At 60.0% G+C, this 14,759-nt stretch carries 12 protein-coding genes and 2 pseudogenes; 9 read left to right on the plus strand and 5 right to left on the minus strand.

Translation table 11 applies throughout. From position 1 onward, the window contains the following. The first annotated feature begins 891 nt into the window (after positions 1-891). The 5 genes from ACFQO4_RS00645 to ACFQO4_RS00665 all read left to right on the plus strand — a co-directional run bounded on the left by ACFQO4_RS00645 (position 892) and on the right by ACFQO4_RS00665 (position 6,598). Positions 892-1,875, plus strand: a complete 984-nt coding sequence (locus tag ACFQO4_RS00645; protein WP_500259089.1) for a hypothetical protein — start codon at positions 892-894, stop codon at positions 1,873-1,875. A 110-nt stretch (positions 1,876-1,985) separates the two neighbouring features. After that, the gene (locus tag ACFQO4_RS00650; RefSeq protein ID WP_500259090.1) at positions 1,986-2,972 is read left to right on the plus strand and encodes an amidohydrolase family protein; all 987 of its coding nucleotides are present in this window, start codon (positions 1,986-1,988) and stop codon (positions 2,970-2,972) included. Positions 2,973-3,171: 199 nt separating this feature from the next. Continuing rightward, positions 3,172-4,269, plus strand: coding sequence for an outer membrane protein assembly factor BamB family protein (locus ACFQO4_RS00655; RefSeq protein ID WP_500259091.1), 1,098 nt, complete (start codon positions 3,172-3,174; stop codon positions 4,267-4,269). A 270-nt stretch (positions 4,270-4,539) separates the two neighbouring features. Continuing rightward, positions 4,540-4,887, plus strand: coding sequence for a hypothetical protein (locus tag ACFQO4_RS00660; protein WP_500260487.1), 348 nt, complete (start codon positions 4,540-4,542; stop codon positions 4,885-4,887). A 247-nt stretch (positions 4,888-5,134) separates the two neighbouring features. Next, positions 5,135-6,598, plus strand: a complete 1,464-nt coding sequence (locus ACFQO4_RS00665) for a YjiH family protein (RefSeq protein WP_500259092.1) — start codon at positions 5,135-5,137, stop codon at positions 6,596-6,598. A gap of 88 nt (positions 6,599-6,686) precedes the next feature. On the opposite strand, the pseudogene ACFQO4_RS00670 reads toward ACFQO4_RS00665, so the two are convergent. Then, positions 6,687-7,612 (minus strand): annotated as a pseudogene (locus ACFQO4_RS00670) (ImmA/IrrE family metallo-endopeptidase); the annotation flags it as partial. Between the two features lie 89 nt (positions 7,613-7,701). Further along, complete coding sequence (locus tag ACFQO4_RS00675; protein ID WP_500259093.1) at positions 7,702-8,061, minus strand: hypothetical protein; 360 nt, start codon at positions 8,059-8,061, stop codon at positions 7,702-7,704. Positions 8,062-8,112: 51 nt separating this feature from the next. Here ACFQO4_RS00675 and ACFQO4_RS00680 point away from each other — a divergent pair, with 51 nt between their 5' ends. Both ACFQO4_RS00680 and ACFQO4_RS00685 read left to right on the plus strand, forming a co-directional pair. After that, a complete protein-coding gene (locus tag ACFQO4_RS00680) occupies positions 8,113-8,250 on the plus strand; it encodes a hypothetical protein (RefSeq protein WP_500259094.1) in 138 nt (45 codons plus the stop codon). Between the two features lie 54 nt (positions 8,251-8,304). Further along, complete coding sequence (locus ACFQO4_RS00685; RefSeq protein ID WP_500259095.1) at positions 8,305-8,901, plus strand: tyrosine-type recombinase/integrase; 597 nt, start codon at positions 8,305-8,307, stop codon at positions 8,899-8,901. A gap of 83 nt (positions 8,902-8,984) precedes the next feature. Here ACFQO4_RS00685 and ACFQO4_RS00690 read toward each other — a convergent pair. Both ACFQO4_RS00690 and ACFQO4_RS00695 read right to left on the minus strand, forming a co-directional pair. Beyond that, a pseudogene (locus tag ACFQO4_RS00690) lies at positions 8,985-9,600 on the minus strand (transposase domain-containing protein). Between the two features lie 439 nt (positions 9,601-10,039). After that, positions 10,040-10,798, minus strand: coding sequence for an IclR family transcriptional regulator (locus ACFQO4_RS00695; protein ID WP_500259096.1), 759 nt, complete (start codon positions 10,796-10,798; stop codon positions 10,040-10,042). A gap of 159 nt (positions 10,799-10,957) precedes the next feature. Here ACFQO4_RS00695 and xacF point away from each other — a divergent pair, with 159 nt between their 5' ends. Further along, positions 10,958-12,409 (plus strand): 2,5-dioxovalerate dehydrogenase, encoded by a 1,452-nt coding sequence (xacF, locus tag ACFQO4_RS00700; protein WP_500259097.1) that lies wholly within the window; start codon positions 10,958-10,960, stop codon positions 12,407-12,409. Positions 12,410-12,419: 10 nt separating this feature from the next. Here the strand turns inward: xacF and ACFQO4_RS00705 are convergent, their stop codons facing one another. Continuing rightward, positions 12,420-13,289 carry a fumarylacetoacetate hydrolase family protein gene (locus tag ACFQO4_RS00705; protein WP_500259098.1) on the minus strand — a complete coding sequence of 290 codons (870 nt, stop codon included), beginning with the start codon at positions 13,287-13,289 and terminating at the stop codon, positions 12,420-12,422. Positions 13,290-13,473: 184 nt separating this feature from the next. On the opposite strand from ACFQO4_RS00705, the gene ACFQO4_RS00710 reads away from it, so the two are divergent. Continuing rightward, positions 13,474-14,730: a Rid family hydrolase gene (locus ACFQO4_RS00710; RefSeq protein WP_500259099.1), complete on the plus strand. Its 1,257-nt coding sequence runs from the start codon at positions 13,474-13,476 to the stop codon at positions 14,728-14,730. Positions 14,731-14,759: the final 29 nt, after the last annotated feature.

A 14,759-nucleotide genomic window follows, 5' to 3' on the forward strand; every position in this document is an offset into this window, starting at 1 on the left:
CTCTTCCCACTATCCATTTTAACACCAGGTTCAAATGTGGCGTATGTTCATCGTCTATTGGTTGGCCGTAAATACTCGGCACAGCTTCGAACTGCATCGCTCGGAACTCCGTTGATGACTGTTTTGAAATCAGCCCTTACGACACGCCGACTCGAGCGCTAGTGGCCCAGAACGGATTTTTCGTGTGATGGTTCTGATAGCATACAGGGTGTGTACGGACTACAGGCCCCGAACAGTGTGCAGCAAGTGATCTTACCAATATCGAGGTCCAAGCAGACACAAGGAACTCGAGCGAGCGGAGGAATTTCCTCCTTTCAAAGGCGGCAACTGGTGGGTCACACAATGAAGTACGAGAAAGACACCTGCCCGGAGGCGATCGATGTGGAGCAAGCCAATGACAATGAAGGGGACGAACATCGAGACGATGCAATTCGGTCACGACGATCCTTTCTCGGTCATGGCGCACTGCTTTTCACCGGAGGATCGCTCGCGGGACGAAGACGGCCTATAAACAATTCGAGGGCGACAACCAGGGTCGAATCCCTTCTCCCATTTGCCGAAGAGTTGAGTGATACAGACACGTTCGCAGATTCGTTAGGGCTGGTTGTCGGGTCGACACAGGACGATGCGATCATTACCCCGGACCGACGAACTGGCGACCTGAATCTGCACACCGCTGCCGAGGGCGCATATTGGGAACGTGGGATCGGCGGATCCGCCAGTGCGGGCCGGTTATTACTCGCTACGGAGTGGACCGCTCCTCACGCCGGGCCGGTTACCGTCTCATCGGAGTATACGTTCACCGGGAACGTTCGTCAACTCCGGGATTCCACTCAGTTCCGGAACGCAGTCAACAAAGTCGAGTTATACGCACGATTGGCTGTTCGAGATTTGACGACCAACGAGGTCAAAACCGAAGAAGCCGTCATGGTGGATCGCGTCACCCCGGAATTGAATGCCCTCGCTCACGACGGGCTCGTCGCTTATCTCGAGGCGCTAATCGGTGAAGTGATACCGTTTCCGTTCGCGGATACCCTCGTCACAGAGACGATAGTCGAACGCCCGGATACGGACATAGACGAACCGATCACCGGCGATGGTTCCCTCTCAGTAGTGTTTTCTGCCGATCAAGGCCATACCTACGAGATCCAACAGTGGTTCGAGGGATACACGGCAGTGGTCTGCATTGGCGGGACTCCCGTTGAAGCAAGCCTATCTTTCGAGCCGACCGTCCAGGATGTGTATCTCGAAGAGGGCGACCGAGAGGGGTGGCTCGACGTCTCGATTCTCGAGACGAACGACCCGCTTCCGGCCGGCGACCCCCTCGAACTGACCGTCGAAGTGATAAACGCGGGGAGTCAGCGAGTCACCCGAGACGTGCAGTTACTGGTTGGCTCGGATCGCGAGGTGATGGAGACACGGACGACGGAATTCGGCCCGGAAGAGACACGAACGCTTACGATAGGCTATGACACCTACCCAGTTCAACAGGATGTCGAGTTCCCCGTGTACGTCGTGACTGGCGACGACGAAGACGGACGCATGGTCGAGGTCTTCGCGGGCGGTGCCAGGCAAATCGACGTGGAAATCGTCGACGCAAACGACCCCGTGAGCGGCGGTGAGTTCCTCGAAGTGACCGCCCGAGTCCACAACACGAGCGATCGACAGGCCACCGAGGAGGTTCAGTTCCTGGTCGGTGGCGACCGAGAGTTGATGGAGACACAATCGGTGGATCTCGACCCTAGCGAGACCCGAACACTGACGATGGGATACGAGTCCTACCCGGTCCAGCAACCCGTCACCTTCCCCCTGTACGTCGCGAGCGGTGGCGACGAGGATCGACGCATCGTCGAAGTAACCGCCGCCAACGACTGACCAGCCCTTTGCTCATGACTGACCAGAAGGCACCGCCACGATGGCCTATCGAGGGTCGTGAACCCCACCCAGATCGTCTCTCGACTTCTCGTACTCGGCCTCGGGGGTGGATGCAGTCGACGAGGCGGCGCGTCCTCGGCCAAATCGCTGGCGTCGTGAGCGGTGCGGGCGTCGTCGGCTGCATGGATGGGGTGGAAGGTGCCCCTACCGACACAGAAACAGCGCCTGAGGCGGACGGTGGCCCGGGTACCGCGATCGCCGGTCTCCCGCTCGTCGACGCCCACACACATCTTATCCCGACTGAAACGCTAGGTCGAGAGCCTCTCGATGCAACACAGTTGGTGGCATGGATGAATCGACACGGCATCGATCGGGCCGTCGTTCTGGCGCTGGATTCCCCTGAGTCGTATCCCGTGATCGCACCGAGCTGGTGGGTGCTCGAGGAAGTCGCAGCCCATCCCAACCGACTGATCCCGTTCTGTACGGTCGACCCACGGACGATCGTGTACGGGGAAGACGTCCTCGAGGAACGGATCGAGCGAAGCGTTGAACACGGGGCTCGAGGATTCGGCGAGCTGAAACCCGGCCTGCGGGTCGACGATCCGCGCCTCGAGTTGATCTACGAGTTCTGTGCCGAATACGGCCTTCCGATCCTCTTTCACGCTGACGACAAGGCCATGCTGGATGACGTCGGCTTTCCACGCCTCGAGCAAATCTTCGCGTCGTATCCCGACGTCGACTTCATCGGGCACGCGATGGGGTGGTGGGCGCATATCTCTACGGACGTCACCGCCGCCGACCTTGGCGGCTATCCGACGCGACCGGTCGACCCGGGCGGTCGAGTTCCAGAATTGCTGGCGGCCTACGACAACGTGTACGGGGACCTCTCCGGTCGATCCGGCTGGAACGCACTGATTCGCGACGAGACGTATGCCCAGGAGTTTCTCGAACGACACCACGACAACCTGGTCTTCGGAAGCGATTACCTCTTTCCCGGTCACGAAGTACCGAACGTCCAGTTGTTCGATCGATTCAGTCTCGAGCGCGACGCCTGGGCCGACATCCGGTATCGAACTCTCGAGTCCCTGCTTCGCTAAGACGCACGAACCCAGAGCCACGCAACCAGGTGGAATACGGAAGCCAATCAGAAACATGAACCGGTCACAGTCCCCGTGGACGTCGCGCCGACACGTTCTCCGGGCCGGGATTGGAGCAGGGGCGTGCGGGCTGGTGGGTTGTCAGCGATTCATCCGACGAGGCTCCGACTCTGAGATCGACGGGGACGCAGGTGACACAGTGGCCACTGGCGAGGGCGACTGGCCGGCATTTCAGGCCGACGCCGCGAACACCGGCCACAATCAGGTCGCGACCGGCCCGACCGACACAGCCGAGGAGCGCTGGCGTTTCGAAATCGGCGGCTACGTGGGCGGGCCGGTAGTGGCCGGTGGCATCGTCTACTTCAGCTCAACCGACGGCACCGTGTACGCGCTGGACGCCGCGAGTGGAGCGTCGGTGTGGGAGGAGCCTCTCGAAACGGAGGGCGGGATATTCGGGAGTCCGTTACTCGCTAATAGCACGGTCTACGTGGGTGCTCGTGGTGAGGCCGACGTGTACGCGCTGGACGCAGCCACCGGCGCGGTTAACTGGGACATCGAGATAGCGGGAAGCGTATACGGCAGTCCGGCAGTGACCGACGGAACCGTATACGTCTGCGCGATGGGGTATAGCGAACTCCTGGACATCAACGTCTACGCGCTGGACGCGGCGACGGGCGACCCGATCTGGGAGACGCCGTTCCAGGTGGAAGACTCGATACTAAGTACCCCAGCGGTGGCCGATAGCACCCTCTTCGTCGCGTCGACCGATTCCCGTGTGTATGCGCTCGACGCAACGAGCGGCGAACCGGTGTGGGACGACCCCTTCGAGGCGGGAGACGAGGTGAACAGTAGCCCGGCGGTCGTCGACGATATCGTCTATGTCGGGAGTAACGATAGCCACGTCTACGCACTGGACGCCGCGAGCGGCGACCCGGTCTGGGAGATTCCCTTCGAGACGGGAAATGCAGTGCTCGGGAGTCCGGCAGTGGCCGATGGCACCGTTTATGTCGGGAGTAACGACAGCCACATCTACGCACTGGACGCGGCGAGCGGCGACCCGGTCTGGGAGACCCCGTTCCAGACAGCGGACAGGGTACCCGGAAGCCCAGTGGTAGTCGATGAAGTCGTCTACGCCGGGAGTACGGATACGAACGTGTACGCGCTAGATGCGGCGACGGGAAACTCTGTCTGGGAAGCCCCATTCAAGACCAAGGGTGCTGTGGCCAGCAGTCCAGCGGTCGCGAACCGCACCCTCTATGTCGGGAGCTGGGATGGAAACGTGTACGCGATCGAGTGACCGCGCAGGCGAGCATTTAGCCGTGTCTGATCAATAGTCCCGATACCATTTTGATGAAGAACAGATCAAAACCGACAGCGAGAAAAAGTGGTTGTACGCCGCAATCAATACAAAATCGAGGCTATTACTCGAAACCGACGTGTAGTGTCGCTACGGGACTGACCCGTCGCGACGCTCCTATACCGATTCACCGAGAAACACAATCTCGACGAGACAAAGTTTCTAGTCAATATTGACAACCGCGTGTCCACGACCGCGAGGAGGGCACAGATGACCGCTCTCGACGGGATCACCGTCGTTACTGAACCGAGTCGCGAGTACCTCAACCAGCGACAGCTGGTGGATTATCGCTCGAAGCGCGAGAGCGGTCTCACGTGGCTGCTGACGTTCGAAAAAGCCCCGGATCAGGTCGAAGGGTACGCCCGGACGACCGTGACCGTGAGCATATCGACGTCGCTGGACGGATTCGATGCCAGGCCGAACGACAGCCCGGAAAATGCGCCGAGAGACAGCGGTGAGGGGCTTCACGAGTGGATCTACGACTGGAGAGCTGGCGCGCGCAGTACGACCTCGAGAGAGGTGAGACGAACGACGACGACAAGATCGTCACGGAGCTGAGCGAGAACGTGGGTGCGGTCGTGATGGGACGGCAGATGTTCAGCAACGACGACGATCCGTGGGGTGACGAGCCGTTCGAGGGCCCTGGGGTTCGGATCCGCCATTTGGCGTGCCGGTATTCGTCCTCACGCGCCACCCTCACGACCCGCTCGAGATAATTACTGACGGCGACGTCGATCCGCCCCTAATATATAATATGAGATATGGAAACATCTATCAGCCACTATTTGGTTGAACAACCTGACACATGTTCGATGAAACGGCATGGACGAGCGAGGAACAGGAGACGAAACGCGTCGAAACGGAACTGGAGCCGAAGACGATCGACGAACTCGACCTGACGGCGATTCGTCGCGGTCCAGTCTCGAAGTTCGCACTGGCGTTTCTCGTCGGCTTCGTCTTCTTCCTGGTTCCCGTCCCCTGGGACGGTCAGATTACAGTCCCGTTCGATATCGTGGTCAGTTGGATTACGGAGTCGTTCCCGATGATTGCAGGGACTTTCGCACTCACGCTCATCCTTGCAGGCGGGCTGTTGACGACGCTTGCCGAACTTCGCAAACGTGGCGTCCTGCCCATCGGTGAGGGTCGTGCCAAGCAACTGACGCTGCCCTACTGGGAGACATCGGCGCCGTTCTGGTTCTTCCGGGTTGTCGGTGCCGTGCTCGCGCCGTTTCTGTACCTCGAGGTGGGACCCGAGTGGCTGATCGCGCCGGACACAGGCGGCCTCGTCTGGGGAACGCTCATTCTGAGCGTCGCAGTAATCATCCCAATTGGCGCTATCTTCATCAATCTCTTCGTCGAACTCGGCGGCCTCGAATTTGTCGGGACGATGGCTCGGCCGATCATGCGGCCCCTGTTCCAGATCCCTGGGCGGGCGGCACTCGACAGCGTCGCCTCCTGGGTCGGCTCCTACAGTGTAGGGCTCTACGTCACGCGGAACGTCTTTGAACGCGGCGAGTACTCGAAACGGGACGTCTACATCATCAGTACGTGTTTCGCGACGGTGTCGATCGGCTTCGTCGGTGTCGTCGCCGCGACCGTCGACCTGCTCGAGCTGTTTCCAATCATCTTCGTGGCATATCTGATCTGTATCGCGATCACGGCCTTCATCCTGGTTCGCCTCCCGCCACTGGCGAACGTTCCCGACGAGTACATCGCCGAGCCGAGCCCCGAGGTTCCCTTCCGTGGCTCGCCGGGTGATTACGTCCGATTCGGCTTGTCGGAAGCGGTCGAGAAGGCCGAAGAGGGAGGTACCATTGTCGGCGCATCAATTCGTGGCTTCGTCGACGGGCTTAAACTCGCCGTACTCATCTTGGGCACCATTCTCTCTATTGGCCTCGCCGCGGTCATCGTCGCCGAGCGGACGCCGACCTTCGATATCCTTGCCCAACCGCTCGTGCCGATCATCCAACTGCTCGGCATTCCGGACGCTGAGGTCGTCGCGCCAGCAACGATCATCGGCATCACCGAGATGTTCATTCCGGCACTGCTGGTCGCCGAAGCCGATGCGATGGCCCGCTTTTTCATCGCCGTGCTTTCGATCTCTCAGCTGATTTTCTTCTCGGCGGTCGGGCCAATGATGATGGACATGTTCAGCGACATTCCGATCCGGTTTCGCGACCTCGTCTTGCTGTTCATCATGCGGACAATCATCCTTATCCCGATTATCGCGGCCATGACGCATCTCGTCGCGGCACTCGGCTTGCTCTAACTGAGCACCGACTCATCCGGTTCGAATTACCCCATATATTGAATGCTCGATCGTTCAGTATAGATACGAGATGAGGGACGTGATCAATTCCGTTCGTGACTGTTCCGATACTCTCCTGGGCGGTCGAACTAATCCGCCCAAGACGATTCTGGATCACCTCAGGGTCGTCACCGTGCCACGCAGCAAGATAGAACGCCGAGTCGCTCGTATCGAGTCCGAAAAACCGACCAACGATGTATGCGACGGCCTCCGCTTCGACCTCGCGCTTCCGCCGTTCGTCCTCATCGTCGACGTCGAAATGGAGCAGCGCGTGAGCGTACTCGTGAAAGAGCGTGACCGCGGGGTTGGCCTGGTTCGGGCGGGCTTTCGCCTCCACGATCGGCGTGAAATCATGGATATCTCGCTGTTTGCAGACGCCTTTCGCGTCGCCGTGGGCCCACTCGTCAGCGTCGATAATGCGAACCGACACGCCGAGTTCATCCGCTGCCTCTGTGAGTACAGGGACGAGGACCTCGGCGTCCCCCGTCGCCTCCGTTTCTAGCTCGGGAAGCGGTTCTCCCTCGGTCTGCGAGACGTCGAAGACAGCGGTCGGATTGAATCCCACGAGGCCTTTCGACCACTCCTCGGGTGGCCTTTCGTCGTAGTCACAGTCGCTGTCCTCGTGGTAGCTGGGCGAATTCTCGCATTCCGGGCACTGTTTCGTGATGATCGGTGCCCAGATCCAGATCGCCTGTTCACCCTCCTGGACGTACCGGTCGAACTCGTTCCGCCGGTGTTGAAGGCGGCGACCTTCGTCGCCTCGGGACACTGGAGGTTGATGAGCAGCGTGTTGCGATGGGAATAGTCGTGGAAACGAGTCTGGACGTCGAGCCACTCCTGGAACTCATCACTGGCCTGCGCTGCATCAACGTCGTCAACGAGGTCGTCGATCCACTGTTCGATCGTCCTGTGCATCTCGTCTTTTCGTGTGTCGGTCTCCTCGAAGGAGGCCGACGAGTCACTGGTCGTAGCCATAATTGTCGAGAATTCACGTTACAGCGACCGCTTCAATTCAGCCCGCGCCGCACGCTTCTGGGGCGCAGAAAAACAACTCGTGGCGGCGGCTACCGGAAGGCGCCTTTCTTATCAGCGAAGCCAACTGTGACGAGGTATTCGAGAAACGAGTCGAACTGGTCGACGTCACTGAGCATGTCGGTCGCGAGGTGGCATACCCACTTGATTGCCCACCGGATTCGCTGGCGCACGCCGTACCACGAGAGAGCGGTGACGGCGATTCCCGTCGAGATGATGAACCCGGCAGTGGCGACGTGCAGATGGCTAATGTAGTACGCCAGCGTCGGATTCAGGCCGGCTTTCGTCATTCCGTCAAGCGTACTAACTCCGAGTTCGAAGCCGCTTCCCACGAAGTTCAACACGAGGAATACGATCCCGTATCCGATGAACGCAACTCCGGCGAGCGCCATCAGCAGGGATCCGTTCCGGAGCGTTGCCTCGAGTTCTGTATCCGTAACGAGATGGCCGACCAGAATCCTGCGAAGACGGATCGGGGCCAGGAGTACCTCCCCGACGACACCGGCGATCGGAACGCCCAGTACTGGACGACCGATCAACGCACGCAGATCCTCAACTACGTCACCCAGCGTCTTGACTAGGCACTCGACGGGAAGATCGACGTCGACCCCGATATCGCGTACCGTGATCGAACGATGGTGGTTCTGCTCGCGAAAACCGGGGCTCGAGGTGCCGAACTCTTCAACGACCTCAAGGACCGGGAACGGACTGGCGTCACCTGGGGCGACGTCGACCTGGAGAACGCGGTCCTGTACGTCTTCGGGAAGGGACGCAAACACAATCAGGAGGTACCCCTCCCCAAGTCCGCCCGCGAGACGCTGTCCCGGTGGCGACGGAAGGCCAACCCACCGAGTGACGACTGGCCGATATTCCCCAGCTGGAGCTACCGGGCGCGACGGAAGAAACTCGAGGACGAAATCGGCTTGAAAGTAGTGTCGGTCCGCTTCGAGGAACGGGGTGGTGTACTGCAAACCGAGTTCCTCAACCAGCTGCTCGAGGAGTATGAGGTTCTGCCACCGGCGATCTCGAAAGAGCGCGCCCGGCAGATCATGAAACAGCTGACCGACGAGGCGAACATCGAAGTCAACGACCGTCACGGCTACCTTACCCCACACGGCGCTCGTCGGCGCCTTGGGGCCGACCTGTACGCGGCAGGCGAGTCCGAGCGCGCACAGGATGCACTTCCGGCACAACTCAATCGAGACCACTCACGAGGCCTACAGCCACCTTAACACGAAAGATACCGCCGAAACGATCGACAAAGTACTCGAGAAAATTGAGTAGCATCTATAGTCATCAGACAATCTGGCACTGTCTAGTTTAGCACCTCCATCGGTGTCTGTCCGTTGAGTGACTGGTACGATCGTTGTATGTTATAGTGGTGTAAGAAATAATCAAGTGCATCTCTGACCTTCGCTCGACTTTCCACCCACGAATTATGGAAGTGGTCAACTTGAATTATAGCGTATGAAACCCCTTTTCGATGAGGTTTCTCTCAACGGAGTCGAGCTGACCGCTCACTCTTAATCGAAATAGGGATGCCAGATAACCATAGCCATCGACGAGAAATTCTGTGTCGGAGAACTCGTGCTTCTCGGTCAATCGGTAAAGGAACGCAGCGGCTAGATCGGTGCCTCGCCGTCCAAAGACTGCGACATCGAGTAGCAACCAGAAGTCGAGATATATTGCAGTATATGTCCAACACAAGTCGACGCTGATCTTGACAATGATTTTATGAACGGTGTCCACAAGGATTTCGCCCTTGACGGGTCTGGAACGCTGTCAGCTAGCCGATGCACTTCTTGCCAGATCGCCTGGTGGGACCGTTCAACGCCGAGCAAGCAGAGAATCGCTTGTGTCTTTCGAAGCGGACACCCAGTCGCGTGGAGGCGGACGGCGAACTCCGTAGCGGGCGTCGTCGTCCGCTCCACAAAATCTCATTCAATCCAGCCGCCACAACCAATGAAGCGGGCAATTTTCGCCATAAACCAGCTGAAAATCACCCTGCCCCATCCTTCAGCCTTAATTAAACACGATCATCTCACCAGACAGCACCCCGTCTGTGCGACGCGATCGGCGAAGTAGCCGCTGGCCGTAGATGGAGGGGCCGCGGGTCCGTTACAAAAGTATGCCTGTAAAGGAGAATCGCGGCTGTATTCGGTGTCGCTGAACTGACTTGTGGAGCAAGTATTGGCCACCTGGAGACTAACCAGCCGAGTAGGAAATGGGTTCGGTTCACCTGCAACGGATCCGAAGAGGCCGTTTTCAACCGCATCTCTCGAACAGAGTGAATGGACAAGTGAGCATCCGACATGTTCTAACAGCCTGACACGAAGGCGATTTCCGTTCGGCATCACTGAACACCCTTTCTCACGCGTACATGATGTTCAGTTCGATGACGTTGGCGGCGTCAAGCAGGCGCTCGGTGATGTCGTCGTCGATGCGGTCGGACTTCATGCGGCTTGTTGGCCCAGAGACGCTGATGGCACCGAGGATGTCACCGTCGCGGTGCTGAATGGGTGCAGCGACACATCGGAGGCCGTCGAGTCGCTCGGCCATGTCTTGGGCGTAGCCCTGGTCGCGGACGGTCGCCAGTTCTTGGCGAAGTTCATCGCGGTCAGTGATGGTGGTGTCCGTCCGTCGGGGCAGTCCGTGCCGGTCCAGTACTTCCTCGATGCGTTTTTCAGGTAAGTGTGCGAGGATGGCCTTGCCGAGGGCGGTACAGTGGAGGTGGAACCGCTTGCCTGCGTAGGTATCCAGTTTGACGGCCTGGTCCCCCTGCGTAAGGTAGAGGTAGACCCCTCGTCCGTACTCCTCGGTCGCGAGATTGGCGAGTTCGCCGGTTGACTGTGCCAGTTTGTCCACTTCCGGCTTGCCCTTCTCGTAGAGCGGCTGGCGACTCCGCGCGTGGGCCCCCAGTTCCAGGAATCGCAAGCCGACCTTATAGACGTCGTCGTCTTTGACGACGTACTCGTTTTGCCTGAGCGTATCGAGGTGGTTGTGGATGGTGCTCTTGGGGAGGTCGAGTTCGTCAGCCAGCGTAGTGACCCCGAGCCCGTTGTGCTCCTTGAGCGTCTCGAGTATCTGCAGCGTGCGTGCCGACGACCGTACGAGGTTGTCTGTGGCCATGAGTGTAATATTGGTTCGTACACCATGAATCTTGTTCAGTATCAGTGAACATGTATTATTTTCCGCATGAGTGAACATCACTGGCTGTCTGCTAGCCGCCGTCCGGGGGATGGCCGGAGCCGAAAGACTCTACCGACACGAGAGAGCATGGCTAGTCGTATGCCTCCCGAGTACCAGAACTACGTAGCTGGGTCGTGGAGCGACGCTTCCACGAGCGAGACGCAGACAGTGGTCAATCCCGCGGACACGACCGACGTTGTCGGCGAGATACAGCAGTCGAGTTACGAAGACGCACAACGAGCGATCAACGCAGCACAGGACGCCCAAGCGGACTGGGCCGCGCTGCCAGGACCTAAGCGCGGCCGGATCCTCCGGAGCACAGCCACTCGGATGGCCGAGCGCAAGGAGGAACTGGCCGAGACGCTCACCCGCGAGGAGGGCAAGCCGCTCTCAGAGGCGACCGGCGAGGTCCAGCGTGCCATCGACATCTTCTACTACTACGCGGAGAAGGCCCGGGATTACACCGGCTCGCGACGCCAGTCCAGCAGCCGAAACGCCGACCTCTACACCATTCACGAGCCGATCGGTGTTGCGGGATTAATCACACCATGGAACTACCCCATCGCCATTCCGGCCTGGAAGATAGCGCCAGCCTTGGCGACGGGTAACACTATCGTCTTCAAGCCCGCCGGTCCCGCGCCGATGGTCTCGCGGAAGGTCGTCGAGTGTCTTGACGAGGTGGGCCTGCCCGACGGCGTCCTGAACTACGTCACTGGTCCGGGCAGCGAGGTTGGCAACGAGATCGTCACGAATGACGGGGTCGACGCCGTCTCGTTCACGGGCAGTGCCGCCGTCGGCAATGCGGTCTACCAGGACGCCACCGAGGGCCAGAAGCGCGTCCAGTGCGAGATGGGCGGAAAGAACCCGACCGTCGTAGCACCCACCGCGGACCTAGACGTTGCCGTCGACGCTGTGGCCGGCGGCGCCTTCGGTGGCACGGGCCAGGCCTGTACGGCCTGTTCCAGAGCGATCGTTCACACTGACGTGCACGACGAGTTCCTCGACCGGGTTGTCTCAGCCGCGGAAGACCTCGAGGTCGGCCCCGGCCTCGAAGACTACAATGTCGGCCCGCATGTCAACGAAAGCGAACTCGAGAGCACACTCGATTACGTTGAGGTCGGTCAGACTGAGGGCGCCACGCTGGAAACCGGCGGCGAGAAACTCGAGGGCGCCCGGTTCGAGAACGGCCACTTCGTTTCGCCCGCCGTCTTCTCCGGCGTCGAGTCGGACATGCGCATCGCCCAAGAAGAGATTTTCGGTCCGGTACTCAGCGTCATCGAGATCGAGAGCCTCAGGGAGGCCGTCGAAGTGGCTAACGACGTCGACTACGGGCTGTCCGCTAGCATTGTCACGGAGGACCACTCGGAGGCCGAGCGGTTCGTCCGCGACGTTGAGGCGGGCGTCGCGAAGGTCAATGAGAAGACGACCGGGCTGGAACTGCACGCCCCCTTCGGCGGCTACAAGCAGTCCTCGACGGAAACGTGGCGCGAGCAGGGCGAGGCCGGTCTAGCGTTCTACACGATCACGAAGACCGTCTACGACAACTTCTGACATTCCGGTCTTAGACCGTGACGACGTCGTTTTCGAGCGTACCGATGTCCTCGATAGTTATCTTGACGACGTCGCCATCTGCGAGCGTGAAGTCGTCCGGCGGAACGAGCGCGGTGCCGGTCATCAGCACCGCGAAGTCGGGCACAACGTTGTGCTTGCGGTAGGTGTCGACCAGTTCCTCGCAAGTCCGGGCCATCTCCGCCGTGGAAGTGGCGTCGGTGACGACCGTCTCGCCATCGCGGTGAATCTCCAGAGTCATCTCAAGGTCATGCGGGTCCTCAACGACTGACGGCGACGCGATCGCTGGGCCGATGGCGGCACAGCGGTCGTAGACTTTCGCCTGAGGAAGGTACAGCGGGTTCGTGCCCTCTATGTCCCGGCTGCTCATGTCGTTGCCAATCGTGTAGCCAACTATCTCACCGTCGTACAGGACGAGTGCCAGCTCCGGTTCTGGAACGTCCCACGTGGAGTCACCACGGATTCCCACCGCCTCGCCCGGCCCGACTGTCCGGCTAGGGGTGGCCTTGAAGAATATCTCGGGGCGATCGTTGTCGTAGACGTCGAGGTATATCTCGGGCATTCCGCTCTCGGCCTCCCGGGCCTGCTCGCTTATTTCGTAGGTAACACCGCACGCCCACACCTCTTCGGGAACGACGGGGGTCAGGGGGTTGGCCAGCGATTCGTTTCCGACGAGTCGATCGGCGTCAGCGATGAGGCGACGCGTCAGTTCGTCGATCGGCTCGCCGGCGATGTCGGCAGCCACGGCTAGGTCCTCGTAACCGCAAATTGCGTCACGTGCTGTCGACAGGTCGTAGACGCCGTCACTGGTATCGACGACGAGCCGGGCGCTGGCTGCGCCCGGAAGGCGGTAGTACCACATACACGGTCCAATACTCGTCTGGGCAATAAATTTTTCCCGAGTTCGTTGGATCTCCCCACAGACCGCCACCGCGTCCTCGGTCGACGATGACTGGGATTGACGGGTCCTGGTGCGACAGGCCGTGCAGTACTGGGTCGCGCGACTACCACAACCTACATATTGGTATACCCTGTACCAGTATCGCATGGAGCTCATCAATACGAGCGACGCACCGCGTTACAGTGGCAGCTCCCAGGGAATTGTCCGTGGAGACAGGGTCTACGTCGAAGGCCAAATCGGTCTCGACCCGGCCGACCTCAACGACCCAATCGAACCGGTAGCCGCGAGCGACGTCGACGACCTGGTCAACGGCGACATCAAGGCACAGACGAGCCGGACAATAGACAACATCGAGGCTGTTCTCGAGGAAGCGGGGACGAGCATCGACAACGTCGTCAAGGCAGTGGTGTTCCTCGACGACAAGGAGGAGTTCGACGCGATGAACGAGGTGTACGCCGAGCGGTTCCCCGAACCTTACCCGGCCCGGTTCGCCGCTGAGGTAGACCTCCCTGTGAAGGTCCAGATCGTCGCCATCGCTGCCCTGCCGGGCGAGAACTTCGAGGTGATCGAGACGCGGGACGCAATTGACTACGACCTGCCGCTTTCGCAGGGCTACACGCTCAACGACACGGTCTATGTCCAGGGGATGGTCGGCGTCAAGCCTGAGAAGATCGACCCCGACACGGGCAATGTCCCGATGGCAGACCTCTCAAACCGCGTCGAGGACGACATCAGTGACCAGACGCAGTGGGCGCTCACCAACATCAAGAACATCCTCGGGGCTGTCGACACCGAGCCGACACTCGACGACGTGATGAAGACGATGGTCTACCTCGACGACAAGGACGTCTTCTTCGAGATGAACGAAAACTACTGTGACGTGCTGAACGAGCCCCGGCCCGCGCGGCGGTGCTGGGAGATCAGCAGCCTCTTCACGGGGATCGAGATCGTCGCGACGGCGGCCCGCGAACCCGGATCGGCCGAAGTGATCCGTACCCACGACGCTCTGCAGTACTCCTCGGGCGGCCGGGAGTACACTTCCCAGGGCTGGACAGTGGGCGATACGGTTTACGTCCACGGCATGGTCGGCATCCCGCCGGAGAACCTTGACCCTGACACCCACGTTGCACCGATGGAGGACATCGAGAACCGCCTGGTCGAAGGCGGTATCGAGGAGGAGATGCGCGTCTCTATCGAGAATGCGGCGGCCGTACTCGAGGAGGCCGGTGCCAGCCTGGACGACGCCGTGAAGGTGGGCGTCTACTTTGACGACATGGACGCCGACTTCGAGGGAATGCAGCGCATCTACAAGGAGTACTTCTCCGAGCCCTACCCCACCCGGTACATGTACGAGGCGGAGATCTTCTCCGCGGTCGAAATCGAGGTCGTGGCGGAACTCTGAGGCGGAGCTGCGGGCGCCAGTGGAAGCTG

The organism is Saliphagus sp. GCM10025334 (genome assembly GCF_042663485.1).
In the GTDB taxonomy this organism is placed as follows: domain Archaea; phylum Halobacteriota; class Halobacteria; order Halobacteriales; family Natrialbaceae; genus Natronosalvus.